Source organism: Streptomyces sp. ActVer (assembly GCF_027270795.1).
Classification (GTDB): Bacteria; Actinomycetota; Actinomycetes; order Streptomycetales; family Streptomycetaceae; genus Streptomyces; species Streptomyces umbrinus_A.
This window is the reverse complement of record NZ_JAPWHT010000026.1, coordinates 16,075-41,015: the sequence shown is the minus strand read 5'-3', so window position 1 is coordinate 41,015 and position 24,941 is coordinate 16,075. Positions and strand designations below refer to the sequence as shown.

Annotated in this window: 26 protein-coding genes; 13 read left to right on the top strand and 13 right to left on the bottom strand. The window is 70.1% G+C overall.

Annotated features, from left to right (window positions below):
- Positions 1 to 432, bottom strand: a 432-nt coding sequence (locus tag O3Q52_RS07090) for a PH domain-containing protein (protein ID WP_269647928.1), incomplete at its 3' end; no start/stop codon positions are given.
- Positions 433 to 712: 280 nt separating this feature from the next.
- On the opposite strand from O3Q52_RS07090, the gene deoC reads away from it, so the two are divergent.
- From deoC to O3Q52_RS07075, 3 genes are read left to right on the top strand one after another with little or no spacing between them, the layout of a single operon-like run.
- On the top strand, positions 713 to 1,669 hold the full coding sequence (deoC, locus tag O3Q52_RS07085) for a deoxyribose-phosphate aldolase (RefSeq protein ID WP_269647933.1): 957 nt from the start codon (positions 713 to 715) through the stop codon (positions 1,667 to 1,669).
- Between the two features lie 5 nt (positions 1,670 to 1,674).
- Positions 1,675 to 3,135 carry an aldehyde dehydrogenase family protein gene (locus tag O3Q52_RS07080; RefSeq protein ID WP_269647927.1) on the top strand — a complete coding sequence of 487 codons (1,461 nt, stop codon included), beginning with the start codon at positions 1,675 to 1,677 and terminating at the stop codon, positions 3,133 to 3,135.
- Complete coding sequence (locus O3Q52_RS07075; protein WP_269647926.1) at positions 3,128 to 4,063, top strand: aldehyde dehydrogenase family protein; 936 nt, start codon at positions 3,128 to 3,130, stop codon at positions 4,061 to 4,063. The genes O3Q52_RS07080 and O3Q52_RS07075 overlap by 8 nt, the downstream gene beginning before the upstream one ends.
- A gap of 146 nt (positions 4,064 to 4,209) precedes the next feature.
- On the opposite strand, the gene O3Q52_RS07070 is transcribed toward O3Q52_RS07075, so the two are convergent.
- Positions 4,210 to 4,611: a hypothetical protein gene (locus O3Q52_RS07070; RefSeq protein ID WP_269647925.1), complete on the bottom strand. Its 402-nt coding sequence runs from the start codon at positions 4,609 to 4,611 to the stop codon at positions 4,210 to 4,212.
- A 127-nt stretch (positions 4,612 to 4,738) separates the two neighbouring features.
- Between O3Q52_RS07070 and O3Q52_RS07065 the strand changes: the two genes are divergently transcribed.
- The gene (locus O3Q52_RS07065; RefSeq protein WP_269647924.1) at positions 4,739 to 5,386 is read left to right on the top strand and encodes a uridine kinase; all 648 of its coding nucleotides are present in this window, start codon (positions 4,739 to 4,741) and stop codon (positions 5,384 to 5,386) included.
- Between the two features lie 262 nt (positions 5,387 to 5,648).
- Here the strand turns inward: O3Q52_RS07065 and O3Q52_RS07060 are convergent, their stop codons facing one another.
- Positions 5,649 to 6,407 carry a SigE family RNA polymerase sigma factor gene (locus O3Q52_RS07060; protein ID WP_269647923.1) on the bottom strand — a complete coding sequence of 253 codons (759 nt, stop codon included), beginning with the start codon at positions 6,405 to 6,407 and terminating at the stop codon, positions 5,649 to 5,651.
- A gap of 275 nt (positions 6,408 to 6,682) precedes the next feature.
- Here O3Q52_RS07060 and afsQ1 point away from each other — a divergent pair, with 275 nt between their 5' ends.
- The 5 genes from afsQ1 (at position 6,683) to O3Q52_RS07035 (ending at position 10,592) form a co-directional block, all read left to right on the top strand.
- On the top strand, positions 6,683 to 7,360 hold the full coding sequence (afsQ1, locus tag O3Q52_RS07055) for a two-component system response regulator AfsQ1 (RefSeq protein ID WP_055611283.1): 678 nt from the start codon (positions 6,683 to 6,685) through the stop codon (positions 7,358 to 7,360).
- Positions 7,357 to 8,940 (top strand): HAMP domain-containing sensor histidine kinase, encoded by a 1,584-nt coding sequence (locus O3Q52_RS07050; protein WP_269647922.1) that lies wholly within the window; start codon positions 7,357 to 7,359, stop codon positions 8,938 to 8,940. Before afsQ1 ends, O3Q52_RS07050 begins: the two co-directional genes overlap by 4 nt.
- 65 nt (positions 8,941 to 9,005) lie before the next feature.
- Positions 9,006 to 9,608 (top strand): hypothetical protein, encoded by a 603-nt coding sequence (locus O3Q52_RS07045; RefSeq protein ID WP_269647932.1) that lies wholly within the window; start codon positions 9,006 to 9,008, stop codon positions 9,606 to 9,608.
- A 113-nt stretch (positions 9,609 to 9,721) separates the two neighbouring features.
- Positions 9,722 to 10,291, top strand: coding sequence for a VanZ family protein (locus O3Q52_RS07040; RefSeq protein WP_269647921.1), 570 nt, complete (start codon positions 9,722 to 9,724; stop codon positions 10,289 to 10,291).
- 94 nt (positions 10,292 to 10,385) lie between these two features.
- Positions 10,386 to 10,592 (top strand): PspC domain-containing protein, encoded by a 207-nt coding sequence (locus O3Q52_RS07035; protein WP_269647920.1) that lies wholly within the window; start codon positions 10,386 to 10,388, stop codon positions 10,590 to 10,592.
- Between the two features lie 89 nt (positions 10,593 to 10,681).
- On the opposite strand, the gene O3Q52_RS07030 is transcribed toward O3Q52_RS07035, so the two are convergent.
- Positions 10,682 to 11,035 (bottom strand): ATP-binding protein, encoded by a 354-nt coding sequence (locus O3Q52_RS07030; RefSeq protein WP_269647919.1) that lies wholly within the window; start codon positions 11,033 to 11,035, stop codon positions 10,682 to 10,684.
- Between the two features lie 125 nt (positions 11,036 to 11,160).
- Complete coding sequence (locus O3Q52_RS07025) at positions 11,161 to 12,360, bottom strand: adenosine deaminase (protein WP_269647918.1); 1,200 nt, start codon at positions 12,358 to 12,360, stop codon at positions 11,161 to 11,163.
- 113 nt (positions 12,361 to 12,473) lie between these two features.
- On the opposite strand from O3Q52_RS07025, the gene O3Q52_RS07020 reads away from it, so the two are divergent.
- The gene (locus O3Q52_RS07020; RefSeq protein ID WP_269647917.1) at positions 12,474 to 13,235 is read left to right on the top strand and encodes an alpha/beta hydrolase; all 762 of its coding nucleotides are present in this window, start codon (positions 12,474 to 12,476) and stop codon (positions 13,233 to 13,235) included.
- A gap of 124 nt (positions 13,236 to 13,359) precedes the next feature.
- On the opposite strand, the gene O3Q52_RS07015 is transcribed toward O3Q52_RS07020, so the two are convergent.
- On the bottom strand, positions 13,360 to 14,313 hold the full coding sequence (locus tag O3Q52_RS07015) for a LysR family transcriptional regulator (RefSeq protein ID WP_269647916.1): 954 nt from the start codon (positions 14,311 to 14,313) through the stop codon (positions 13,360 to 13,362).
- A gap of 62 nt (positions 14,314 to 14,375) precedes the next feature.
- Here O3Q52_RS07015 and O3Q52_RS07010 point away from each other — a divergent pair, with 62 nt between their 5' ends.
- Both O3Q52_RS07010 and O3Q52_RS07005 read left to right on the top strand, forming a co-directional pair.
- Complete coding sequence (locus tag O3Q52_RS07010) at positions 14,376 to 15,683, top strand: MFS transporter (RefSeq protein WP_269647915.1); 1,308 nt, start codon at positions 14,376 to 14,378, stop codon at positions 15,681 to 15,683.
- A gap of 176 nt (positions 15,684 to 15,859) precedes the next feature.
- Positions 15,860 to 16,867 carry a sigma-70 family RNA polymerase sigma factor gene (locus tag O3Q52_RS07005; protein WP_269647914.1) on the top strand — a complete coding sequence of 336 codons (1,008 nt, stop codon included), beginning with the start codon at positions 15,860 to 15,862 and terminating at the stop codon, positions 16,865 to 16,867.
- Here O3Q52_RS07005 and O3Q52_RS07000 read toward each other — a convergent pair.
- Positions 16,760 to 17,146, bottom strand: a complete 387-nt coding sequence (locus tag O3Q52_RS07000; RefSeq protein WP_269647931.1) for an STAS domain-containing protein — start codon at positions 17,144 to 17,146, stop codon at positions 16,760 to 16,762. The genes O3Q52_RS07005 and O3Q52_RS07000 overlap by 108 nt on opposite strands.
- Positions 17,147 to 17,336: 190 nt before the next feature.
- Between O3Q52_RS07000 and O3Q52_RS06995 the strand changes: the two genes are divergently transcribed.
- Positions 17,337 to 18,257, top strand: coding sequence for an AEC family transporter (locus O3Q52_RS06995; protein WP_269647913.1), 921 nt, complete (start codon positions 17,337 to 17,339; stop codon positions 18,255 to 18,257).
- 1 nt (position 18,258) lies between these two features.
- Here the strand turns inward: O3Q52_RS06995 and O3Q52_RS06990 are convergent, their stop codons facing one another.
- The 6 genes from O3Q52_RS06990 to O3Q52_RS06965 all read right to left on the bottom strand — a co-directional run bounded on the left by O3Q52_RS06990 (position 18,259) and on the right by O3Q52_RS06965 (position 24,741).
- Positions 18,259 to 18,843, bottom strand: coding sequence for a Uma2 family endonuclease (locus O3Q52_RS06990; protein ID WP_269647912.1), 585 nt, complete (start codon positions 18,841 to 18,843; stop codon positions 18,259 to 18,261).
- A 95-nt stretch (positions 18,844 to 18,938) separates the two neighbouring features.
- Positions 18,939 to 20,222, bottom strand: coding sequence for a thymidine phosphorylase (locus O3Q52_RS06985; protein WP_269647930.1), 1,284 nt, complete (start codon positions 20,220 to 20,222; stop codon positions 18,939 to 18,941).
- 91 nt (positions 20,223 to 20,313) lie between these two features.
- Positions 20,314 to 20,730, bottom strand: coding sequence for a cytidine deaminase (locus tag O3Q52_RS06980; RefSeq protein WP_269647911.1), 417 nt, complete (start codon positions 20,728 to 20,730; stop codon positions 20,314 to 20,316).
- Positions 20,727 to 21,992 (bottom strand): ABC transporter permease, encoded by a 1,266-nt coding sequence (locus tag O3Q52_RS06975; protein ID WP_269647910.1) that lies wholly within the window; start codon positions 21,990 to 21,992, stop codon positions 20,727 to 20,729. Before O3Q52_RS06975 ends, O3Q52_RS06980 begins: the two co-directional genes overlap by 4 nt.
- A complete protein-coding gene (locus O3Q52_RS06970) occupies positions 21,989 to 23,119 on the bottom strand; it encodes an ABC transporter permease (RefSeq protein WP_269647909.1) in 1,131 nt (376 codons plus the stop codon). The genes O3Q52_RS06975 and O3Q52_RS06970 overlap by 4 nt, the downstream gene beginning before the upstream one ends.
- Complete coding sequence (locus tag O3Q52_RS06965; RefSeq protein WP_269647908.1) at positions 23,119 to 24,741, bottom strand: ABC transporter ATP-binding protein; 1,623 nt, start codon at positions 24,739 to 24,741, stop codon at positions 23,119 to 23,121. Before O3Q52_RS06965 ends, O3Q52_RS06970 begins: the two co-directional genes overlap by 1 nt.
- Positions 24,742 to 24,941 lie beyond the last annotated feature (200 nt).

Genomic DNA, 24,941 nt, shown 5'->3' with positions numbered 1-24,941 from the left:
GGCCTCCCCGCGCGCCTCCCGCCGCGCCGCCCGCTTGCGGCCCCGCAGCGAGACGGGCACGGCCCACACCTGGTACTTGGCGCCGGCCTTGTCGAGCACCTCGTTCGAGTAGCCCGACCTGAACGTCTCGACCGTCCCCCAGGGCAGCACAATCACCCGGAAGGGGTTACGGACACGCAGCCGCTGCTCGTTGGCGTACACGGCCGGGCGCACGGTGAACGCGAGCACCAGCGGAACCAGAAAGAGCAACGCGGCCAGCGCCACCCACGGCGCCCGGCCCTCCCCGGTGACCAGCGCATCGATCCCGAGCCACCCCGCGATCGCGAGCAACAGCACCCCACCCGCAATACCGGAGGGCGACCGGTACACCCGATCCTTGAACTGGGGATCCGGTGTCTCCGGCGCGGTCGGCTGCTGGTCGGGCGTCGTCATACCCCCGATTCTGCCCGACGCGACCTGGGACCGATTTCCAGCCCCTCCGGCACGTGGCTTCCAGCCGCTGGGGCGCGCGTCCAATTCAGCCCCGCCGGCACTTGTCTTTTCAGCCCCTCCGGCGTTTGAGGAGCGGGGGTTCGGGGGCGGAGCCCCTGAGTAAGGGAAGGGAATGGGTAAGGGCGGCGGGGGCGAAACCCCACACACCCCCCACCCGCACCCTCACCCAACCCCAGGGCTGTACAGCCGCTACGCGCGTAGATATGCTCGTCTGGTGACCATGCCCACCACTGCACCCGCAGCACACGCACTCACAGACGTGACCGCGTCCGACAGCACACTGCGCCGCTTCCTCCACGGGCTCCCCGGCGTGGACGCGGTCGGTCTGGAGGCGCGCGCCGCCTCCCTCGGCACCCGTTCCATCAAGACCACCGCGAAGGCGTACGCCATCGACCTCGCCATCTCGATGGTCGACCTGACGACACTGGAAGGCTCGGACACCCCGGGCAAGGTCCGGGCGCTCGGCGCCAAGGCGGTCCGCCCGGACCCGACGGACCGCACGGCCCCGTCGACCGCCGCCGTCTGCGTCTACCCCGACATGGTGGCCACCGCCAAGGAGGCCGTCGCCGGCTCCGGCGTGAAGGTCGCCTCCGTCGCCACCGCCTTCCCGGCCGGCCGCGCCGCGCTCGACGTGAAGCTGGCCGACGTGCGGGACGCCGTCGCCGCGGGCGCCGACGAGATCGACATGGTCATCGACCGCGGAGCGTTCCTCGCGGGCAACTACGCGAAGGTGTACGAGGAGATCGTCGCCGTGAAGGAGGCCTCCGGGGCGGCCCGCCTCAAGGTCATCTTCGAGACGGGCGAGCTGTCGACGTACGACAACATCCGCCGCGCGAGCTGGCTCGGCATGCTGGCGGGGGCGGACTTCATCAAGACGTCCACCGGCAAGGTGGCGGTGAACGCGACTCCCTCGAACACCCTGCTGATGCTGGAGGCGGTCCGCGACTTCCGCGCCCAGACCGGTGTGCAGGTCGGTGTGAAGCCCGCCGGCGGCATCCGTACCAGCAAGGACGCCATCAAGTTCCTGGTCGTGGTCAACGAGACCGCGGGCGAGGACTGGCTGGACAACCACTGGTTCCGCTTCGGCGCGTCCTCGCTCCTGAACGATCTGCTGATGCAGCGGCAGAAGCTGGCCACCGGCCGCTACTCCGGCCCCGACTACGTGACGGTGGACTGATCACCATGACCACGGAAAACACCGAGAAGCGGTCGTCCGCTTTCGCGTACGCACCGGCGCCGGAGTCCCGCTCCGTCGTCGACATCGCGCCCTCGTACGGCCTGTTCGTCGACGGCGAGTTCGTGGAGGCGGCGGACGGCAAGGTCTTCAAGACCGTCTCCCCCTCCACCGAAGAGGTCCTCTCCGAGATCGCCCAGGCGGGCGAGGCGGACGTCGACCGCGCGGTGAAGGCGGCCCGCAGGGCCTTCGGGAAGTGGTCCGCGCTCCCCGGCTCCGAGCGCGCCAAGTACCTCTTCCGCATCGCCCGCGTCATCCAGGAGCGCAGCCGCGAACTGGCCGTCCTGGAGACGCTGGACAACGGCAAGCCGATCAAGGAGACCCGCGACGCGGACCTCCCCCTGGTCGCAGCGCACTTCTTCTACTACGCGGGCTGGGCCGACAAGCTCGACCACGCCGGCTTCGGCGCCAACCCGCGGCCCCTCGGCGTCGCGGGCCAGGTCATCCCCTGGAACTTCCCGCTCCTGATGCTGGCATGGAAGATCGCCCCGGCGCTGGCGACCGGCAACACGGTCGTCCTGAAGCCCGCCGAGACGACCCCCCTGTCCGCCCTGTTCTTCGCGGACATCTGCCGCCAGGCGGGCCTGCCCAAGGGCGTCGTCAACATCCTTCCGGGGTACGGCGACACGGGCGCGGCGCTCGTCGAGCACCCGGACGTGAACAAGGTGGCCTTCACCGGCTCCACCGCCGTCGGCAAGGCGATCGCCCGCCAGGTGGCGGGCTCCAGGAAGAAGGTCACGCTCGAACTGGGCGGCAAGGGCGCGAACATCGTCTTCGACGACGCCCCCATCGACCAGGCCGTCGAGGGCATCGTCTCCGGCATCTTCTTCAACCAGGGCCAGGTCTGCTGCGCGGGCTCCCGGCTCCTCGTCCAGGAGTCGATCCAGGACGAGCTGCTGGACTCGCTCAAGCGACGCCTGTCGACCCTGCGCCTCGGCGACCCGCTGGACAAGAACACGGACATCGGCGCGATCAACTCCGCCGAGCAGCTCTCGCGCATCACCACGCTCGTCGAGCAGGGCGAGGCCGAGGGCGCCGAGCGCTGGTCCCCGGCCTGTGAACTCCCCTCCTCCGGTTACTGGTTCGCCCCGACGCTCTTCACGAACGTCACCCAGGCGCACACGATCGCCCGCGACGAGATCTTCGGCCCGGTCCTGTCCGTCCTCTCCTTCCGCACGCCGGACGAGGCGGTCGCCAAGGCCAACAACAGCCAGTACGGCCTCTCCGCGGGCATCTGGACGGAGAAGGGCTCCCGGATCCTGGCCGTCGCGAACAAGCTGCGCGCGGGCGTGATCTGGTCCAACACGTTCAACAAGTTCGACCCCACGTCGCCGTTCGGCGGTTACAAGGAGTCGGGCTTCGGCCGCGAGGGCGGCCGCCACGGCCTGGAGGCGTACCTCGATGTCTGAGAAGCCCAAGAACACCGAGAAGCCCAAGAACACCGAGAAGGCGGAGCAGCAGCGCCTGAGCGTCTTCAAGACCTACAAGCTGTACGTCGGGGGCAAGTTCCCCCGCAGCGAGAGCGGCCGGGTGTACGAGGTGACGGACTCGAAGGGCGAGTGGCTGGCCAACGCGCCGCTGTCCTCCCGCAAGGACGCCCGTGACGCGGTCGTCGCCGCCCGCAAGGCCTTCGGCGGCTGGTCCGGTGCGACCGCGTACAACCGCGGCCAGGTCCTCTACCGCGTCGCGGAGATGCTGGAGGGCCGCAGGGACCAGTTCGTACGGGAGGTCGCAGACTCGGAAGGACTCTCGAAGTCCAAGGCCGCGGCGATCGTCGACGCGGCGATCGACCGCTGGGTCTGGTACGCGGGCTGGACCGACAAGATCGCCCAGGTCGTGGGCGGCGGCAACCCGGTCGCGGGCCCGTACTTCAACCTCTCCACCCCCGAGCCGACGGGTGTGGTGACGGTCCTGGCCCCCCAGGAGTCGTCGTTCCTCGGTCTGGTCTCGGTGATCGCCCCGGTGATCGCGACCGGCAACACGGTGATCGTGATCGCGAGCGAGAAGTCCCCGCTCCCGGCGCTGTCGCTGGGCGAGGTGCTGGCCACCTCCGACGTTCCGGGCGGGGTCGTCAACGTCCTCTCCGGAAGGACGGCGGAGATCGCGACCCCGCTGGCCGCGCACCAGGACGTCAACGCGATCGACCTCGCGGGCGCCGACGACGTACTCGCGAAGGAACTGGAGGTCGCGGCCGCGGACAACCTCAAGCGGGTCGTCCGTCCACAGGCTGTGGATTACTTTGCGGCACCGGGCATCGAGCGCCTGACCGCCTTCCTGGAGACGAAGACGGTCTGGCACCCGACGGGCGCACTGGGCGCCTCCGGCTCGTCCTACTGACGGCCACCGCGTCCGTCGCACCGACGGCCGCCGAAGACGGGAGAGGCGCGCTTCCCCACCGTCCGGGGGAGGCGCGGCTCTCTCTTCGGCCTTCGCGCGACTCGCCGCCGCACGGCCGCCTGTTGTACGACCGCCTGTTGTACGGCTCAGTGCAGCAGGCCCGTCACCTGTCCCAGTACCGGAACGGCGCCCAGCGACTGGGCCTGGGCGACCGGGGCCGTCAGCATGGTCGTGGCGAGCGGCGGGAAGTCGGCGACCTGGGTGGCGAGTCCGTTGTCGAGGGGGTCGACACCCGTGCCGGCCAGCGGGTTGGGCTTCAGGCCCGCGACCGGCCCGGTCACGTAACCGACGGTCCCGGTCAGTGCCTGGACGCCCGCCTGCGGGTTGACGTTGCCCACTGAGGTGGGCCGGGTGCGGACCACGTCGACGACGGGTTCGGTGTCCGCGGCCGCCGAGGTCGCTCCCACGCCCACCGCGATGCCCGCGGTCGTGAGGGCCAGCAACGCGCGCCGGGCGGTCGGGTTCTGGTGGGCCGGGAATCGTGCCATGGCTGCTGCCACCTTCTGCTGCGCAAAGTAATAAGGTCGACACGAAGGGTAGTTGAGGTGTGATGCCCGCTCCAAAGGCGACCCGCGGGGTCGGCCTGGGGCGCTCGATGCGTCAGACTGGTGTCTCGTGAGTTCACATCTCCCGAATTCCGCGACAACCGCCCGCGTCGTGCTGCTGTGCGGCCCCTCGGGCTCCGGCAAGTCCCTGGTCGCGGCCCGCTCCGGCCTTCCGGTACTGCGGCTCGACGACTTCTACAAAGAGGGCGACGACCCGACGCTGCCGCAGGTGGCGGGGAGTTCGGACATCGACTGGGACCACCCGCTGTCCTGGGACGCGGACGCCGCGGTCGCGGCGATATCCGAGCTGTGCCGGACGGGACGTACGAGCGTTCCGATGTACGACATCTCCCTCAGCGCGCGTACGGGCGAGGAGACCGTGGACATCGAGGGGTCGTCCGCCTTCATCGCGGAGGGCATCTTCGCCGCGGAGATCGTGGAGCGGTGCCGCGAGGCCGGAGTGCTGGCCGACTCGCTGTGCCTGAACCGGGGAGCGGTGGCCACGTTCCGGCGGCGGTTCCTGCGGGATCTGCGGGAGGGGCGCAAGTCCGTGCCGTTCCTGTTGCGTCGCGGCTGGCGGCTGATGCGGGCCGAGCGGTCGATCGTGACCCGGCAGACCGCACTGGGCGCGTTCCCCTGCGACAAGGACGAGGCCCTGGACCGGCTGGCCGCCGCGGCCGCCGGGCACTGCCCGGCACCACGACCGACGACGGCGTAGCGGCACTCCCCTCAAGCTCACCGCGGTGAACGAGCGCGCACACACGGCGCGAAAGACACAGGAAAAGGGGCCACAAACGAAAGAAGGCCCAGCCAGACCCCCCGGTCTGCCTGGACCCACTCTCGTTTTCCCCCGTGGTCCCCCGTGACCCCGTTGGTTCCCCCCGGTACTGCTCCCCCGTGCTGTCCGCCGCCTCCCCCCGGAGTGACGAACACCCTGCCCGCTACCTCCCCCCGGAGTGACGGGCATCCCCCCACACCCTTCAGGCGACAAGCTCCCCGAAGGACTCTTCCTCGTCACGGCCGAAGCTGAGGACCTGGTCCTCGCGCAGCCGGCGGAGCGACCGCCAGATGCTGGACTTCACCGTGCCGACACTGATGTCGAGGATCTCCGCGATCTCCGGGTCCGTGCGGCCCTCGTAGTAACGGAGGACCAGCATGGTGCGCTGGAGTTCGGGCAGCCGGGCGAGCGCCTGCCACAGGACGGCGCGCAGCTCGGTGCCACGCATCGCGTCCGTGTCGCCGGCCGTCTCCGGCAGCTCCTCGGTCGGGTACTCGTTCAGCTTGCGGCGGCGCCACGCGCTGATGTGCAGATTGGTCATCGTGCGGCGGAGGTAGCCCCCGACCGCGGCCTTGTCGCTGATCCGGTCCCACGCCCGGTAGGTCGAGAACAACGCGCTCTGCAGCAGGTCCTCGGCCTCGAAGCGGTCACCGGTCAGGTGGTAGGCGGTTGCGTACAGGGAGGCGCGGCGCTCCTGGACGTAGGCGGTGAACTCCGCCTCCGACACCGAACGACGCTCCCCCGTGACCTCCCCGTACGCTGCCCCCGTTCCCCCGTGGGCAACCCCCGTGCTGCTTCCCCCCGCATGTGCGTCGACCACCGTCATGTACCCGGTGTGCTGACGCCCGGTGCCGCGAGCGCACCCCCGCCCGCTCACGGCACCGGACTTCTCCGTGCTCCTCGTGACGTCGTGGAGCCGCGTGACAACTGCGCCAGTACTGGTGCTGTGCAGCGTGTTCATCTCGCGCCCCCCGTCGTGGAGTTCCGGTGATTCGGTACTTCGCTGTGGTGCTTCCTTGCCTGTGACCAGAAGCTTGCCGGGGCCACTTCATGACGGTGTCCGCCGACTGTCACAGACCTGTCACAGGGGCTTGCCCCAGCCGGCCCACAGACCGATCACAGAGAAGCGTCGTACGGCTACTCATCCGGCACACGGACCCCCACTCGTACGCGGGACATGTGTGGGAGCGCTCCAACAGTCGATACACGCCCATGTCATGGGACAGAATGACGTCCGTGCCTTCCCTGTTGCTGATCGAGGACGACGACGCCATCCGGACGGCCCTGGAGCTCTCTCTGACGCGCCAGGGACACCGGGTGGCCACCGCTGCCACCGGCGAGGACGGTCTGAAGCTGTTGCGCGAGCAACGGCCCGATCTGATCGTCCTCGATGTGATGCTGCCGGGCATCGACGGATTCGAGGTGTGCCGCCGCATCCGGCGTACGGACCAGCTGCCGATCATTCTGCTGACCGCGCGCAGTGACGACATCGACGTGGTGGTCGGGCTGGAGTCCGGCGCCGACGACTACGTGGTGAAACCCGTGCAGGGGCGTGTGCTCGACGCCCGTATCCGGGCCGTGCTGCGCCGCGGCGAACGCGAGGCGAACGACGCGGCGACCTTCGGTTCGCTGGTCATCGACCGTGCGGCGATGACCGTGACGAAGAACGGCGAGGATCTGCAGCTGACGCCGACCGAGCTGCGGCTGCTCCTCGAACTGAGCCGGCGGCCGGGGCAGGCGCTGTCCCGCCAGCAGTTGCTGCGGCTGGTGTGGGAGCACGACTACCTCGGCGACTCACGGCTCGTCGACGCGTGTGTGCAGCGGCTGCGCGCGAAGGTGGAGGACGTGCCGTCCTCCCCCACCCTGATCCGTACGGTTCGGGGAGTCGGCTACCGGCTGGACAGTCCTCAGTGACAAAACCGCAGGACAAGCTCCGCGGCTGGGCCGCGGCGCGCAAGACGATACTGGCGGGTCTGCGCTTCACCAGCCTGCGGCTGCGTCTGGTCGTGGTGTTCGGGCTCGTCGCGCTCACCGCCGCCGTGTCGGCGTCCGGGATCGCGTACTGGCTCAACCGCGAGGCGGTGCTCACCCGTACGCAGGACGCGGTGCTCGGCGACTTCCAGCAGGCGATGCAGACCCGCGCCAGCGCGCTGCGGCCGCAGCCCACGCAGGAGGAACTGCAGCGCGCCGCCGGGCAGATGGCGAACAGCAGCCAGCGCTTCAGCGTGCTGCTGATCGCCGAGGACGAGGCCGGCAGGACGGTCCGCGGGAACTCCGACCTGGACACCTTCACGCTGGAGGACGTACCGAAGTCCCTCCAGAAGGCGGTGAACAAGGAGCAGGAGATCTCCTCGAACAACAAGTACACGTACCACCTGTACTGGCAGCGGACAGTCCAGGGCGACAAGCCGTATCTCGTGGGCGGCGCGAAGGTCATCGGCGGCGGGCCCACCGGATACATGCTCAAGTCGCTGGAGCCGGAGGCGAAGGACCTCAACTCCCTCGCCTGGTCGCTGGGGATCGCGACCGGGCTCGCGCTGATCGGCTCGGCGCTGCTCGCGCAGGCCGCCGCGACGACCGTACTGAAGCCGGTGCACCGTCTTGGCACCGCGGCCCGGCGGCTCGGCGAGGGCAAGCTCGATACCCGGCTGCGGGTGTCGGGCACCGACGAACTCGCGGATCTGTCACGGACGTTCAACCGCACGGCGGAGTCGCTGGAGAAACGGGTCGAGGACATGAGCGCCCGTGAGCAGGCGTCCCGGCGGTTCGTGGCGGACATGTCGCACGAGCTGCGGACGCCGCTGACCGCGATCACCGCCGTGACGGAGGTGCTGGAGGAGGAGCTCGACGCGGAGACCGGCAGCGTCGACCCGATGATCGAGCCCGCCGTCCGGCTCGTCGTCAGCGAGACCCGGCGGCTGAACAACCTCGTGGAGAACCTCATGGAGGTCACCCGCTTCGACGCGGGCACGGCCCGGCTCGTCGTCGACAACGTCGACATCGTCGACCAGATCACCGCGTGCATCGACGCGCGGGCCTGGCTGGACGCCGTGGACCTGGACGCCGAGCGCGGCCTCATGGCGCGCGTCGACCCGCGCCGCCTGGACGTGATCATGGCGAACCTCATCGGCAACGCCCTCAAGCACGGCGGCTCCCCGGTGCGCGTGAGCGTGCGGGACGAGGGCAACGACCTGGTCATCGAGGTCCAGGACCACGGTCCCGGCATTCCCGAGGACGTCCTGCCGCACGTCTTCGACCGCTTCTACAAGGCGAGCGCCTCCCGGCCGCGTTCGGAGGGCAGCGGCCTCGGTCTGTCGATCGCCGTGGAGAACGCCCATATCCACGGTGGCGAGATCACCGCGGCGAACTCGCCCAAGGGCGGCGCGGTCTTCACCCTGCGTCTGCCGCGCGACGCCTCGGAGCTGGAAGACCCGGACAACCCCGGGGGCCCGGGTGCGGCCGTCGCCGACGGCCGCACCGAGGGGGGCGCGTGATGTCCGAACGCCACACATGGGGCGTACGCCGGACGCGTGCGGCCTACGAAGGGGGCGTACGCCGGATGCGTGCGGCTCGTGTCGCGCTCGCCGTGCCGTTGCTCGCCGTGACGCTCGCCGGGTGCGGGATCCGGGCGACGGAGGTGCCGACCGACTTCGGTCCCGCCCCCTCCCGGGTGCCGTGCACGCTCAACGAGCCCGACATCGGTACGCAGTCCTCGCGCGGGATCCTCGTCCAGGTCTTCCTGCTCTGTTCCTCGCAGCTGGCGCCGGTGGACCGGACCGTGCGCATCGAGGCCGGACCCGCCGCGACGGACCGTGTACGGGCCGCTCAGGCCCTCCTGGACGAGCTCTCCGAGTCCCCGTCGGACGCCGAGAAGCAAGCGAACTACACGACGGACGTGCCGCAGGGCCTCACGGTGAGCGGCCCGGGCCGCGGCGAACCGGACGACACGCTGCGCCTGAGCACCCCGCCCGCGGATCTGACGCCGTACGCGCTGGCCCAGGTCATCTGCACGTTCAGCGACTCGGCGGCCGCCTCGGACGGCGACTCGGTGACGCTCGGCGGGCCCGGCACGGACGCCCCGCGCCGCTACGAGTGCACGGAGTCGGTGCGCTCCCGCCCCGGCACGGAGACCCCGCCACAGTCGGAGGCCGAGGGGGCCTGAGCCCCCTGGCCCGACCCCTGCCGGACCCCGTCTGTGGCGCACGCCTCACCCGTGCGAGCCAAGCACCGCCGTCACACGGAACCGATCCTGCCGGTGCCCGCGTCTTGGGGATCGTGCAGCGTCAAGGCTCGAACGGCAGCAGCGCCGTGATCCGCTTTCGTGCGGCGGGGGGTGTCCTCCTCGTCGCACATCTCGCGCTTGTTGCCTGGGTCACGCTGCGGCCCCTGGACGTGCCGTGGGTGAGCGCCGCGAATCTGCGCCCGTTCGCGAGCATCCGGGCCGATCTGGCACTGGGCCCCGAGGCGGCCGCCCGCAACATCGGCAAGGGCCTGCTGCTGCTCGCCCCGCTCGGTGTGCTGCTGCCGATGGCGGGCGGCAGACTCGCCGTCTCCCCGCTGCTGTCCCTGATGCGTACGGTCGCCGCCGGCGCCCTGCTCTCGCTGGGCATCGAGCTCCTGCAGACCGGGGTGCCCGGGCAGGTCGTGGACGTCGACTCGCTGCTCCTGAACACCGTGGGCGTGGCGCTGGCCCATGTCGCCGTGGTGCCCGCCGCCCGGGCCCTGCTGCGCCGCCGGGCCGAGACCAGGCGCCGGATCGCCGCCGCCCTCCGCCGGAAACAGGCGGCCGAGGAGGCGACTCAGGGTCGGACCCCGACGATTCCCAGGGTCGGGATCGCCCCCTAGAGCGACGCTTTGCACCCTTCGTCTCCGTAGCGTTGACGACAGATGAGGCAGCCACACGGGAGGCCTCGGACCGACGCTCACGAAGGAGCCGTTCATGAACCGCCTTGCCCGCCCCACCAACGGCCGGATGATCGGCGGAGTGTGCGCAGCGCTGGCTCGGCGCTTCGGCACCTCCGCGACCACGATGCGGGTGATCTTCCTGGTGTCCTGCCTGCTGCCGGGCCCGCAGTTCCTGCTCTACATAGCGCTGTGGATCCTGTTCCCCTCCGAGGGCAAGGCCGGAGCCCGTACGGCCTGGTGACGCGCTCCGCACGCACAGACGCCGATGGGGCGCACCCGAGCGGGGTGCGCCCCATCGGCGCGTACGAGGATGGTGCTCAGGTGCCGGACTCAGCCCAGCGGAATCCCGTTCACCGGCAGGCCCTGCGTGGGCAGGCCCTGGAGCGGCAGACCCCCGAGCAGACCGGCGACCGGCGCGGCCGGACCCTCGGCGAGGAGGTTCGCGACGGCCGGCTGGGCGGCGGCGAGGCCACCGCCGAGCGCGTTCTGCCCCTGGGCGAGCGACTCGCCCGCGCCGGGCAGGGTCTTGGCGACCCCGTCCACCGGCAGCACGCTGGTGGCGGTGGAGAGCGCCGAGGAGGCATCCGGGACCGCCGGGGCCGCGTTGGCAGCACCCGCGCCCGCGGCGGCGAAGGCGGCACCGAGAGCGGCGACACCGAGGGTCTTGGCAGCAGACTGCTTCATCTTCGTCCTTGCATGCTGTGACGGGGATTTGAGCGGTCCGAAACGGTAATCACGTGCGAGCTCGCCCCGCAAACATCGAAAAGCGGCCGAGTCGTCATCACCCGGCCGCTTCCCGTCCTTCTTCCTCAGCCCTCCTCGCTCACAGAACCGCTGGTGGAAGCGGTCTGCTGGAACAGCCATTCGGACTTCAGCTCGGCATAACCGGGCTTGATGACGTCATTGATCATGGCCAGTCGTTCATCGAAAGGAATGAATGCTGATTTCATCGCATTGACTGTGAACCACTGCATGTCGTCGAGCGAATAGCCGAACGCGTCGACAAGGTGCTCGAATTCCCGGGTCATGCTGGTGCCGGACATCAGACGGTTGTCGGTGTTCACCGTCGCCCGGAAGTGCAGCCGCCGCAGCAGCCCGATGGGGTGCTCGGCGTACGAGTCGGCGGCGCCCGTCTGGAGGTTGGAACTGGGGCACAGCTCCAGGGGGATGCGCTTGTCGCGTACGTACGAGGCGAGGCGGCCGAGCTTCACGGAGCCGTCCTCGTGGACCTGGATGTCGTCGATGATGCGCACGCCGTGGCCGAGCCGGTCGGCGCCGCACCACTGGAGGGCCTGCCAGATGGACGGGAGCCCGAAGGCCTCGCCCGCGTGGATCGTGAAGTGGTTGTTCTCCCGCTTCAGATACTCGAAGGCGTCCAGATGACGGGTGGGCGGGAAGCCCGCCTCGGCGCCCGCGATGTCGAAGCCGACCACTCCGTTATTGGGGCCGGGGCCGCGGTAGCGGTTGGCGAGTTCGGCGATCTCCAGGGAACGGGCCGCGTGCCGCATGGCGGTCAGCAGGGCTCCGACGCGGATCCGGTGACCGTTCTCGCGGGCCAGCCGCTCGCCCTCCCGGAAGCCCTCGTTGACCGCCTCGACGACCTCTTCGAGGGTGAGCCCGGCTTCGAGGTGCTGCTCGGGCGCGTATCGCACCTCCGCGTAGACGACGCCGTCCTCGGCGAGGTCCTCGGCGCACTCGGCGGCCACGCGGACGAGCGCCTCGCGGGTCTGCATGACGGCGCAGGTGTGCGCGAAGGTCTCCAGGTACCGCTCCAGGGAACCGGAGTCGGCGGCCTCGCGGAACCAGATGCCGAGCTTGTCGGGATCCGTCTCGGGGAGGTTTTCGATGGGGGCACCTCCCGCGTCCTTAAGACTGCGGGGGACCGCCTCGCGGGCCAGGTCGACGATCGTCCCGGGGCGCAGGCCCCCGTCGAGGTGATCGTGCAGCAGGACCTTCGGCGCCCGGCGGATCTGCTCCGAGCTCGGGGTGTTCTTGGTCTGGCTCGTCATCTCCGCACTCTACCGCCTACGCGCGTAGATCTCCTGTTGTGCGAAACCGTCGATACGTAACGGTGACCGTGCGGACGGATGGCGTACACCATCGCTTCTGACACTGTTCTGTCATGGCACAGCAAGCGACGCCGGTTCGCACGGCCCGGCTCGGGCGGGCACTCGGAACGGAACCGACGGCGGTGAGCGGCGTGGTGCTGCTGCTGCCGGGCGGCGAGGAGACCTCGGCCCGCAGACCGTCACCGATGCTGGCGGCCGCGTCCGTACGGGCGTTGGGGCGCCGGCTGACCCGCGCGGGACGCGACGACGGCCTGGTGGTGCACGTGGTGCACTACCGGTTCCGGGGCTGGAACGGCACGCAGGCGGATCAGGCGCAGGACGCCTCGTGGGCCGCTGACGAGGTCGTACGGCGGTACGGGGACGTTCCCGTGTGTCTCGCGGGGATGGACATGGGCGGGCGGGCCGCTCTGCACTCGGGCGGGCACACCGCCGTCAACTCCGTGCTGGCGTTGTCCCCTTGGCTGCCCGAGGAGGATGTCGCCGCGCCGCCCGAACCGGTGAAGCAGCTTGTGGGGCGGCGGGTGTTGATCGTGCACGGCACGAACGACGAGCGGACCGATCCCGAGTTGTCGTTCCGGCTGGCGTCCCGGGCGAAGAAGGCGAACCGGGATGTGTGTCGGTTCGAGGTGCATTCCGACGGGCATGCGTTGCACGCGTTTCGCGATGAAGTGCACGCGTTGGCCGAGGACTTTGTGATGGGGGCGTTGTTCGGGCGGGCTTTTGCCCGGCCCGTGGAGGATGCGCTTGCGGCTCCGCCGCCTTTGGGGTTGCGGATGCCGCTTGCTTCTGGGTTTGGGCGGTCCCTTCGCCGTTGATGGTTGGGGGTTGTGGAGGGCTGCGGGTTCGTTGTGGCTGGTCGCGCCCACGCGGCGGAGCCGCATATCGACACAGCCCCGCGCCCCTGAAAGCCCACCGCTGGACCTGGTTGGCAAAGGACCCTCAGTTTGGGAGCAGGTTGCCTCTCCTTGACAGTAGGAATCTCTTGAACGCCGCCACCGGGGGCGTATCGGGATGCCCGTCCAGCCATGCCACGCCGATCTCCCGGGCCGCCCGTGGGGCCGTGACCGTCAGTTCGACAACTCCTGGGCGGGGTACGGCCGGTGGGGGCAGGAGGGCCACTCCCAGGCCCGCCGCCACCAGGCCCCGGAGGGTCTCCGCCTCCTCGCCCTCGAAGGCGACCCGGGGGCGGAAGCCCGCCTGTTGGCAGAGGTCGTCGGTGATGCGGCGGAGGCCGTAGCCGGGTTCCAGGGTGACGAAGGTTTCGTCGGCGGCCTCGGCCAGGCGGATGCGGCGGCGGGAGGCGAGGCGGTGGTCCGCGGGGACGACCAGGCGGAGTTTCTGTTCGTCGAGGCGGCGGGCGACGAGGTCGGGGGCGTCCGGGACGGGGGACGTGAGGCAGAGGTCCAGTTCGCCGGAGCGCAGGCGTTCGATCATGGCCTCGCCGTAGTTCTGGACGAGGCTGAAGCGGACGCGGGGGTGGTCGGCGCGGAAGGCGCGGATCAGGCCGGGGACCGTCTCGGAGCCCATGGTGTGCAGGAAGCCGAAGGCGACCTTGCCGGTGGCCGGGTCGGCGTCGGCGCGCACCTCGTCGGCGGCCCGCTCGATCTCGGCGAGGGCTCGCTCGACGGAGGCCAGGAACGTGCGGCCCGCCGGGGTGAGGGAGACCGTTCGGCCTCTGCGGGCGAACAGGTCCACGCCCAGGTCGTGTTCGAGTCGGACCATCGCTCGGGACAGGGTCGACTGCGGGACCTGCATCTCCTGGGCGGCCCGCGTGACGTGCTCGGTGCGGGCGACCCCGGCGAAGTACGCGAGGCGCGGGGCGAGGATCGCGACGATGTCTTCTGTGTCACTGGACGGTGACAGGCGAGGCTCCGACCTCTGCTGATGCATCACAGGAACGATTATGACGATTCCATGCATTGGACGGATGAGCGGGACGGTTTTAGGTTCGAAGCATGCCTTCCGCAAGTACCGGGGCGTCCACGATCGTGGGCGCCTCCGCAGCCACCGCCGTTCGCACCGAAGCCGCTCCCCTCGAAGTCGTTCCCGTCGATTCCCGTATGGCCCCCGGCGGGCCCGGCTACCGCCGGATGAGCCTCGCGCTCTTCCTCGCGGGTGTCGCGACCTTCGCGCTTCTCTACTCCACCCAGGCCCTTCTGCCGCTGATCTCCGGCGACTTCGGGGTCACGGCGAGCACGGCGAGCTGGACGGTGTCGGCGGCGACCGGAGCGCTGGCGCTGTTCGTCCTGCCGCTGAGCGCGCTCTCGGAGCGGTTCGGCCGGCGTACGTTGATGACGGTGTCCCTGGGGATCGCGGTGGCCGTCGGACTGCTGGTGCCCTTCGCCCCGTCGGTCGGCTGGCTGGTCGCGCTGCGGGCCGTGCAGGGTGCGGCGCTGGCCGGGCTGCCGGTCTCGGCGATGGCCTATCTCGCGGAGGAAGTACGGCCGAAGGCGCTGATCACCGCGATCGGTCTGTTCGTCGCGGGCAACAGCGTCGGCGGCATGAGCGGCCGGGTCATCACCGGCTGGGTCGCTCAGGAGTGGGGCTGGCGGGTCGCCCTCGGGACCATCGGGCTGATCGCGGTGGGCTGCGCGGTGGCCTTCCGGCTGCTGCTCCCGGCGCCGAAGCACTTCAAGGCCGGTTCGCTGCGGCCTGCGGTGTTGGTCCGCACGGTCCGCGGTCACCTCGCGAACCCGCTGCTGTGCAGGCTGTACGCGATCGGCGCGCTGTTCATGACGGTGTTCGGCGCCGTCTACACGGTGATCGGCTACCGCCTCACGGACGCCCCGTTCTCGCTGCCGCAGGGCGTCATCGGCTCGATCTTCCTCGTCTATCTGGTCGGCACGGTCTCGGCGTCGACCGCCGGAAAGCTGGTGGGACGGCTCGGCCGGCGCGGCTCCCTGTATCTGGCGGGCGGCACGACGACCGCGGGTCTGCTGGTCTCGCTGGCCGACTCCCTGCCGCTGATCCTGCTCGGCCTGGTCCTGATCACCGCTGGCTTCTTCGCGGGACACGCGGTCGCGTCCTCCTCGGTCAGCCACACCGCCAAGGAGGGCCGCGCGCAGGCCTCCGCCCTCTACCAGTCCGCCTACTACCTGGGCTCCAGCGCGGGCGGCACGCTCGGCGCGGTCGCCTTCCACGCCGGCGGCTGGGCCGGGACGGTGGCGCTCGGTCTGCTGGCGGTCCTCGGGGTCGTGACGATCACGGTGGTCGGGTCGCACGCGGCCAGGACGCAGCGGCGGCTGGTGGCCGTGCAGCACTGAGGCACGGCGGGTCGCCTTTCGACCGTACGGGTGCAGGTCAGGACAATAACTGTCCTGACCTGCACCTTTTTCATCTCGGGGGGTCATTGTCAGTGGGCTGCGGTAGCTTCCGAAGTGCCCGCATCGCAAAGAGGCGGTGAAGGTGACGACGAACATGCCACAGGGGTGGGTTGGCCATGAGCGACGGAACGACGACGGTGGAGGACCTCGACGTCCGGCTTGAGAAGCACCGGGTCGAGCTGACGGGGTACTGCTACCGCATGCTCGGCTCGTCCTTCGAGGCGGAGGACGCGGTCCAGGACACGCTCGTACGCGCCTGGAGGAGCTACGACAAGTTCGAGGGCCGTTCCTCGATGCGCTCGTGGCTGTACCGGATCGCGACGAACGTGTGCCTGGACATGCTGTCGGCGGGGAACAAGCGGGCCCGCCCCATGGACCTGACGGACTCGACACCGCTCACACAGGCGGCGCTGAATCCGCGCCCCGACCACACCTGGCTGGAGCCGATGCCCGACGCGCGTGTGCTGCCCGTGGTCGAGGACCCGGCCGAGGCCGCCGTCGCCAAGGAGTCGGTGCGCCTCGCCTTCATGGCCACCCTGCAGCAACTGCCGCCCAAGCAGCGGGCCGTGCTCATCCTGCGCGAGGTGCTGGCCTGGAAGGCGAGCGAGGTCGCCGAGCTGCTCGGCACGACGGTCGCCTCGGTCAACAGCGCGCTCCAGCGGGCCCGTGCGACGCTCGCCGAGAGCGACGGCGCCGCGGCCCGGGCCGCCACCTCCGACCCGCTCGACGAGGAGCAGCAGAAGCTCCTGGAGCGCTATGTGGCAGCCTTCGAGGGGTACGACATGACGGCCCTCACGGCGCTCCTGCACGAGGACGCCGTGATGACGATGCCGCCGTTCGACCTGTGGCTGTCCGGCCCCGAGGACATCACGGGCTTCATGACGACACTCGGCGCGCCCTGTGCGAACTCGCATCTGGTGCCGGTCGCGGTGAACGGCCTGCCGGGCTTCGCCCAGTACAAGCCGGACCCGGAGACGGGCGGCTACACGGCGTGGGCCGTGCAGGTCCTGGAGACGTCAGAGGGCCGGATCACCGGGTTCCACTGCTTCCTCGACACGAAGCGGTGGTTCCCGCTGTTCGGGCTGCCCCTCGACCTCGAAGGGGATGCCGACAAGACCGAGTAGCGCACGGAGGGCGGGGTCCGGGTCGCGCAGTCTGATCCGGCCCCCGGCGCGACGGGCGGCGAGCTGCATCCTGGCGAGCGCGTCGACGGTGGTCAGACCTGGTGGTCCGAGACCGGCGACGTCGCAGACCAGGACGCCGGCTCTGCTGCTCATCAGCCGTGCGCGCACGTCCTCGCAGAGCCTCGGCACCTCGTCTCGGGTGACGGGGCCGGGCAGTACGAGTACAGCAGGTGTCATGGCGTCCACGTGCGGTAGACCGGCGGGCGGCGCGGAACTCATCGCTGCGTGCTCACCGAGCACGAAGTTCAGGTGGCGCAAGGTCACATTGACCTGGGCAGGGCCTACCCAAGAGGGTTCGGTGTATGCCCCACGAATTGGCGCCCCTCCGCCTGCCCGCGCTGCTCCCCGACCGAATACGCGACCGCCTCCGCGCAGCCCCCGGCCACCCCCGGGAGCTCGGGGAGGTGCCGTGCAGGGGGTGCTGAACGGCTTCGCGGTGATCGCCGTCGTCATCGGCGTCGGCTATCTGATCGGCCGCCGCGGCCATCTCGGGGACAACGGCCGGGAGGTGCTGACCAAGCTCGCGTTCCACGTGGCCACCCCCGCGCTCCTGTTCACCACACTCGCTCAGGCCGACCTGTCGGTGATCCTCTCCAACCGGCTGCTGGTGACGGCGATCAGTACGTTCGCGGTGGCCGGGGTGTTCGTCGCGGTCGGTGCCGTACGCCGCTGGGGCGTGGGCCGTACGACGATCGGCGCCCTGTGCTCCAGTTACGTGAACGCGGGCAATCTCGGCATCCCGATCGCGGTCTACGTGCTGGGCGACGCCTCACTCGTGGCCCCCGTGCTCCTCTTCCAGCAGATCGTGATGACCCCGGTGGCCCTGACGGTCCTCGACCTCTCCGGCCCGGGCGAGAAGACCTCCCTGTGGCGGCGGGTGACCACTCCCGTCCGCAACCCGGTCGGCATCGGCTCCCTGTCCGGCGTCGCCGTCTCCGCGTCCGGCCTGACGGTCCCGGGCCCGGTCCTCGACCCGCTCACCCTGATCGGCAACATGTCGGTCCCGGCCGTCCTCCTGGCCTTCGGCATCTCCCTCTGCGGCAGCACGATGCCGGGCCGCGGCCCCGACCGGACCCCCGTCCTGCTCTCCGTCGCCCTGAAGTCGGTGGGCCAGCCCCTGGCGGCCTGGGCCCTGGCGGCGGGAGTCTTCGGCCTGCGGGGCGCCCCGCTGCTCGACGTGGTGGTGACCTCGGCGCTGCCCGCCGCGCAGAACCTCTTCACGTACGCGTCGCGGTATCGGGTGGGCGAGGTGCTGGCGCGGGAGTCGATCCTGCTGTCGACGATGGCTGCGGTGCCTGTGCTCGTGGTGGTGGCGGCCGTGCTTGGGTGATTCAACGTTCGGGGAACTCGCTGGTGTCGATGGCGAGGTCGAAGGGGGCGGGCAGCTTGATGGTCTCGCCGAACTTGGTGATGCTCAGAGGGCGGTAGACGTCGCCCATCGGTTCTCCGTAGAGCGTCGCGGTGGGGCCTTCGGGTGCCCAGCGGTCGACAAGGATGTACAGAGGGATGCCTGCGGTGGCGTAGGCGGCGGGCTTGCTGATGCGGTCGTGGCGAGCGTTGGACTTGGAGGTGACCTCGACGACGAGTTCGGCGAGAGCAGCCGGAATGTGAGTGTCCGACTCGGCGTCATCCCGCACAGGGGCCACCACGATGTCCGGGATGAGCATGCCCAGGCGCGACGGCACGGCGATGGCCAGTGTTTGGAAGACTCCCCAGTCCTCGGGGATCACTGAGTAGAGACGGCGCTGGATTCGTTCCGCGATCACGTTGTGACGGTAGGCGGGAGCAGGTGACACGGTGATGATCCCCTCGATGATCTCCACCTTGCTGCCCTCGGGCCATTCCATCTCCTCCCAGAACCGGACGAGGTCGTCCCAGCTCTGCTCGGGGTCGTGGCCGACGGTGAGTGCGCTCATGGCGGTCTCCATTCGTTGCGTCACCGAGTCCAGCATGCCGAACGGGACCGGCGCCGGTCCACCGGTCCCGTTCACCCGAACGATGAAAGTCCAGGTCAGGCGATACGTTCCAGCACCACCGGCGCGGCCGTGAAGTCCGTCCCCGGGGCCGCCACGTCGTACGAACCCTCGATCGCCTCCAGCGCGTACGCGAAGCGCTCAGGGGTGTCCGTGTGGAGGGTCAGCAGCGGCTGGCCCTCCGTCACCGTGTCGCCCGGCTTGGCGTGCATTTCGATGCCCGCGGCTGCCTGGACCGGGTCCTCCTTGCGGGCGCGGCCCGCGCCGAGGCGCCAGGCGGCGATGCCGATGTCGTAGGCGTCCAGGCGGGTCAGTACGCCCGTGGCCCCCGCCTTGATCACGTGCTGTTCCCTCGATGTCGGGAGCGGGGCGTCCGGGTCGCCGCCCTGGGCCGCGATCATGCGGCGCCAGGCGTCCATCGCCGAGCCGTCGGCCAGTGCCTTCGCGGGGTCGGCGTCCTTCACGCCCGCAGCGTCGAGCATCTCGCGGGCCAGGGCGAGGGTCAGTTCGACGACGTCCGCGGGGCCGCCGCCGGCCAGCACCTCCACCGACTCGCGGACCTCCAGGGCGTTGCCCGCCGTCAGGCCCAGCGGGGTCGACATGTCCGTCAGGAGCGCGACCGTCCTCACACCGTGGTCCGTGCCCAACCCGACCATCGTGGAGGCCAGTTCGCGCGCGTCCTCGATCGTCTTCATGAAGGCGCCCGTGCCCACCTTCACGTCCAGGACGAGCGAGCCCGTTCCCTCCGCGATCTTCTTCGACATGATGGACGAGGCGATCAGCGGGATCGCCTCCACCGTGCCCGTGACGTCCCGGAGCGCGTACAGCTTCTTGTCCGCCGGGGCCAGGCCGTCGCCCGCCGCGCAGATCACCGCGCCGACCTCGTCGAGTACGGAGAGCATCTCCTCGTTCGAGAGGAGGGCGCGCCAGCCCGGGATCGACTCCAGCTTGTCGAGGGTGCCGCCGGTGTGGCCGAGACCCCGGCCCGAGAGCTGCGGGACGGCCGCGCCGCAGGCCGCTACGAGCGGGGCCAGCGGGAGGGTGATCTTGTCGCCGACGCCGCCCGTGGAGTGCTTGTCGGCGGTCGGGCGGGACAGGGACGAGAAGTCCATGCGCTCGCCGGAGGCGATCATCGCGGCCGTCCAGCGGGCGATCTCGCCGCGGTTCATGCCGTTGAGCAGGATCGCCATGTTCAGGGCGGCCATCTGGTAGTCGGCGACCTCGCCGCGTGTGTACGCGTCGATGACCCAGTCGATCTGCTCGTCGCTCAGCTCGCCGCGGTCGCGCTTGGTGCGGATGACGGAGATGGCATCCATCGACAACAAAGCCATGGCCTTTCCTTCCGAAGTGCAGCGGCCCCTCCCGGTGCCCTGGAGGCACAGGGACTCCGAACTCCGAGGGGCCGACCGTGAATTACTTGCGCAGATGCCCCGGCCCGAAGGCCTGCGGAAGCATCTCCGAGAGCGGCAGGATCCCGGCCGGCGTCTCCAGGATCAGATCGGGGCCGCCGAACTCGTACAGCAGCTGGCGGCAGCGGCCGCACGGGACCAGGATCTCGCCGCGGCCGTCCACGCAGGTGAAGTGCGTGAGCCGGCCGCCCCCGGTGTTGTGGAGCTGCGAGACCAGTCCGCACTCGGCGCACAGCCCGAGCCCGTACGAGGCGTTCTCGACGTTGCACCCGGAGATCACCCGGCCGTCGTCGACCAGGGCCGCGACACCGACCGGGAAGCCCGAGTACGGGGCGTACGCACGGGACATGGCCTCGCGGGCCACCTCCCGCAGGGCCTCCCAGTCGACCTCGGCCGCGGATCCGGTTCCGGCGGACGTCACTTCCCCTGCCCCCGCCGGTACGGCATGCCGTCCGCCTTCGGCATCCGCAGCCGCTGCGCGGACAGGGAGAGGACGAGCAGCGTGATGACGTACGGCGTGGCGGAGACGACCTGGTTCGGCACCTCGTCGGTGAGTGAGTACCAGGTGAACATCAGCACGCCGACGGCAAAGGTGATCACGGCGGGCACGTACCTCTTCTTGACCAGCAGCCAGATCGCGCCGATGGCCAGCAGTATGGCGCCGAGCAGCAGCAGCGCGTGGACGTTCTCGGCGCCGCCGCGCAGGTTGAGGCTGTCGGTGTAGCCGAACAGGCCCGCGCCGATGGCGAGTCCGCCCGGCATCCAGTTGCCGAAGATCATCGCCGCGAGACCGATGTAGCCGCGGCCGCTGGTCTGGCCCTCCAGGTAGAAGGGGTTGGCGACGATGGAGAGGAAGACACCGCCGAGGCCGGCCAGACCGCCGGAGATGATCACGGCCAGGTACTTGTACTTGTAGACGTTGACGCCGAGCGACTCGGCCGCGACCGGGTTCTCGCCGCAGGACCGCAGCCGCAGACCGAAGGCGGTGCGCCACAGGATCCACCAGGTGGCCGGGATCAGCGCGATCGCGATCAGGGTCAGCCAGGACACGTTGGTGACCAGACCGCCGAGCAGACCGGCGAGGTCCGAGATGAAGAACCAGCCCTTGTCGTTGAGGTCGACGAGCGCGTCGGACAGTCCCGGCACCGTGAAGTTGCCGATCGACTCGACCGGCGGGGACTGCTTGGCCGAGCCGCCCTGCACGCCCTCGAAGGCGAGCGGGGCGAGGTAGCGGGTGGCCCCGAGGGCCAGGATGTTGATCGCCACACCGGAGACGATGTGGTTGACGTTGAAGGTGACGGTGACGATCGCGTGCAGCAGACCGCCGAGGCAGCCGCCGATGATGCCGATGATGACGCCGTTCCACGGGCCCCACTGGTAGCCGGCCCAGGCGCCGAACCAGGTGCCGAGGATCATCATGCCTTCGAGGCCGATGTTGACGACGCCCGCGCGCTCGGCCCACAGACCGCCGAGACCGGCCAGGCCGATCGGAACGGCCAGTTCGAGCGCGGTCGACATCTGGCTGACGTTGGTGATGCCGTCGGCGCCGGTGATGATGCGGACGATCGAGGTCAGCGCGAGGCCGCCCGCGATGACCAGCAGGAGGACGGGGAGCGTGAGCCGGCGGCCCTTGGGCGCCGTGGGCTGCAGCGAGGGCTGGTTGAGGTCGGTCACGGTGGTCATCGTCCGGCCACCTCCTTCTGGATCGAGTTGTCGGAGGTGGCGCCGAGCACGTGGCCCGCCGCGAGTTCGGCGCCGACGCGGCGCTGCTGGCGGCGCAGACCCCACTCGCGCACGGCCTCGTACGAGACGACGACCGCGATCACGATCAGGCCCTGCATGATGACCGCGATCTCCTTGTCGTACCCGTAGAAGTCGAGCTCGGGCGAGGCCTTGTCCAGCCAGGCCCACAGGAGGGCCGCGAAGGCGATGCCCGTCGGGTTGTTGCGGCCGAGCAGGGCGATGCCGATACCGAGGAAGCCGATGCCGGTCGGGAAGTTCAGGCTGTACGTGTGCGAGTCGCCGAGCAGGATCGGCAGGCCCGCGAGACCGGCGAGGCCGCCGGAGATCAGCATGGCGGTGAGGACCATGCGCTTGGGGTTCACACCGCTGGCCGCGGCGGCGGTCTCCGAGGCGCCGGAGGCGCGCAGGTCGAAGCCGAAGCGGGTGCGGTTGAGGACGACCCAGTAGCCGATGCCGAGCAGGACCGCGAGGACGACGAGGCCGTAGATCTCGCCGGCGTCGCCCATGTCGAAGCCGGGGATCCAGCCGGACTCGTGCATCTCGCCGGTGGTGTTGTTGTTGCCGACCTTGACGCCGAAGACGTTGGGCAGCCAGAAGTAGGCGATGACGGAGGTCGCGATCGCGTTCAGCATGATCGTCGCGACGACCTCGCTGACCCCTCGGGTGACCTTGAGGACACCGGCGATGCCGGCCCAGAAGGCGCCGGTGAGCACGGCGGTGAGGAGCAGCAGCGGGACCTGCAGGACCGCCGGCAGGCCGGCGTGGGCGCCGACCACCGCGGCCATCATGGCGGCGAGCTGGTACTGGCCGTCCACACCGATGTTGAACAGGTTCATCCGGAAGCCGATGGCCACCGCGAGCGCCGCGATGTAGTACAGCGAGGCCTGGTTGATGATCAGGACCTGGATGTCGGAGAACGTGGCCTGCTCGAACATGATCGAGTACGGCTCGAACGGGTTCTTCCCCGAGGCGATCAGCACGACCGAGGTCAGCGCCACGGCCACGACGAGCGCGATGACCGGTCCGGCCACCGCGAGGAGCAGTCGCTCCTTGTCGAACTTCTTCATCAGCGGGCCTCGTCTTCCGGGGCGTCTGCCGGGCCGTCCGCCGGCGTCTCGGCAGGCTCTTCGAGCTCTGCCTGCTCTTCTTCCAGCTGTTCCACGAGCTCTTCGTTCTCAAGGTGTCCGGAGGCGGCGCCGGTCATGGCCGAGCCGAGCTCCTCCGGGGTGATGGTCGCCGGATCGGCGTCCGCGACCAGCTTGCCGTTGTAGATCACCCGGAGGGTGTCGGAGAGGCCGATGAGCTCGTCCAGGTCGGCGGAGATCAGCAGGACGGCCAGGCCCTCGCGGCGGGCCTCGCGGATGTGGTCCCAGATCGCGGCCTGCGCGCCGACGTCCACACCCCGGGTGGGGTGGGCGGCGATCAGGAAGCGCGGCTTGTGGGTCATCTCGCGGCCGACGATCAGCTTCTGCTGGTTGCCGCCGGACAGCGAGGCGGCGGTGACGTCGATGCCGGGCGTGCGGACGTCGTACGCCTCGACGATGCGGCGGGTGTCGTCCTGGGCGCCCTTGATGTCGAGCCAGACACCCCGACTGCCGCGAGTGTTGGGCTTCTCGGTGACGTGGCCGAGGATGCGGTTCTCCCAGAGCGGGGCCTCCAGGAGCAGGCCGTGGCGGTGGCGGTCCTCGGGGATGTAGCCGATGCCCTGTTCGCGGCGCCTGCGGGTGGCCCAGGAGGTGATCTCCTCGGCGGCCAGCGCGATCGTGCCGGAGTCGGCGGCCTTGAGGCCGATGAGGGCCTCGATCAGTTCGGTCTGGCCGTTGCCCTCGACACCGGCCAGGCCGAGGATCTCGCCCTCGTGGATGGTGAAGCTGATGTCGTCGAGCAGGGCCTTGCCGCCCGGGGCGACCAGGCGCAGCTTCTCGACGGTCAGCACCGGCCGGTCGGTGACCGTGGACTCGGCGGTCTCCGGGGTGGGCAGTTCGCTGCCGACCATCAGCTCGGCGAGCTGGCGCGAGGTGGTCTCGGAGGGGACGGCCGTGCCGACCGTCGTGCCCCGGCGGATCACCGTGATGTCGTCGGCGACCGACAGGACCTCGCCCAGCTTGTGCGAGATGAAGATGACCGACAGGCCCTCGGACTTGAGCTCGCGCAGGTTGGCGAAGAGCGCGTCGACCTCCTGCGGCACGAGGACCGCGGTGGGCTCGTCCAGGATGAGGATCCGGGCGCCGCGGTAGAGGACCTTGAGGATCTCCACGCGCTGGCGGTCGGCGACACCGAGCTCCTCGACGAGGGCGTCGGGGCGCACGCCGAGGCCGTAGCGCTCGGAGAGCTCCACGATCCGGCGACGGGCCCTGGCGCCGATGCCGTACGACTTCTCGCTGCCCAGGACGACGTTCTCCAGGACGGTGAGGTTGTCGGCGAGCATGAAGTGCTGGTGCACCATGCCGATGCCGCGGGCGATGGCGTCGGCGGGCGACGAGAAGGTGACCTGGTCCCCGTCGACGGCGATGGTCCCCTCGTCCGGCTTCTGCATGCCGTAGAGGATCTTCATCAGCGTCGACTTGCCGGCGCCGTTCTCGCCGACGAGGGCGTGGACCGTGCCCTTGCGGACGCTGAGGTGGATGTCGTGGTTGGCCACGACGCCGGGGAACCGTTTGGTGATCCCGGCGAGTTCGACTGCGGTCACCGATCCGTTGACCGCGCCGGCCGGAGGACTGCTGGACGCGTTGATGGCGCACTCTCCTGAAGGGAAAGGGGGTCGTCTACGCGCGTAGCGCCCCTACGGCAACATGAGGGGCCGACGCGCCGCGAGAACGGGGTACGGGGAGCCAGGCTCCCCGTACCCCGTTGAGCGGACGTAACCCCGCGGTTACGAGCGGCTCCGGG

What these genes read in the sequence shown, in the direction of transcription:
- O3Q52_RS07075 (WP_269647926.1), top strand. Translation starts at nt 3,128, where the DNA reads ATGTCTGAGAAGCCCAAGAACACCGAGAAGCCCAAGAACACCGAGAAG.
- O3Q52_RS07000 (WP_269647931.1), bottom strand. Translation starts at nt 17,146, where the DNA reads ATGAGTTCCGCGCCGCCCGCCGGTCTACCGCACGTGGACGCCATGACA.
- O3Q52_RS06975 (WP_269647910.1), bottom strand. Translation starts at nt 21,992, where the DNA reads ATGACCACCGTGACCGACCTCAACCAGCCCTCGCTGCAGCCCACGGCG.
- O3Q52_RS07035 (WP_269647920.1), top strand. Translation starts at nt 10,386, where the DNA reads ATGAACCGCCTTGCCCGCCCCACCAACGGCCGGATGATCGGCGGAGTG.
- O3Q52_RS07060 (WP_269647923.1), bottom strand. Translation starts at nt 6,407, where the DNA reads ATGAACACGCTGCACAGCACCAGTACTGGCGCAGTTGTCACGCGGCTC.
- O3Q52_RS07080 (WP_269647927.1), top strand. Translation starts at nt 1,675, where the DNA reads ATGACCACGGAAAACACCGAGAAGCGGTCGTCCGCTTTCGCGTACGCA.
- O3Q52_RS07020 (WP_269647917.1), top strand. Translation starts at nt 12,474, where the DNA reads ATGGCACAGCAAGCGACGCCGGTTCGCACGGCCCGGCTCGGGCGGGCA.
- deoC (WP_269647933.1), top strand. Translation starts at nt 713, where the DNA reads ATGCCCACCACTGCACCCGCAGCACACGCACTCACAGACGTGACCGCG.
- O3Q52_RS06970 (WP_269647909.1), bottom strand. Translation starts at nt 23,119, where the DNA reads ATGAAGAAGTTCGACAAGGAGCGACTGCTCCTCGCGGTGGCCGGACCG.
- O3Q52_RS07010 (WP_269647915.1), top strand. Translation starts at nt 14,376, where the DNA reads ATGCCTTCCGCAAGTACCGGGGCGTCCACGATCGTGGGCGCCTCCGCA.
- O3Q52_RS07070 (WP_269647925.1), bottom strand. Translation starts at nt 4,611, where the DNA reads ATGGCACGATTCCCGGCCCACCAGAACCCGACCGCCCGGCGCGCGTTG.
- O3Q52_RS07025 (WP_269647918.1), bottom strand. Translation starts at nt 12,360, where the DNA reads ATGACGAGCCAGACCAAGAACACCCCGAGCTCGGAGCAGATCCGCCGG.
- O3Q52_RS07030 (WP_269647919.1), bottom strand. Translation starts at nt 11,035, where the DNA reads ATGAAGCAGTCTGCTGCCAAGACCCTCGGTGTCGCCGCTCTCGGTGCC.
- O3Q52_RS06990 (WP_269647912.1), bottom strand. Translation starts at nt 18,843, where the DNA reads ATGAGCGCACTCACCGTCGGCCACGACCCCGAGCAGAGCTGGGACGAC.
- O3Q52_RS07045 (WP_269647932.1), top strand. Translation starts at nt 9,006, where the DNA reads ATGCGTGCGGCTCGTGTCGCGCTCGCCGTGCCGTTGCTCGCCGTGACG.
- O3Q52_RS07005 (WP_269647914.1), top strand. Translation starts at nt 15,860, where the DNA reads ATGAGCGACGGAACGACGACGGTGGAGGACCTCGACGTCCGGCTTGAG.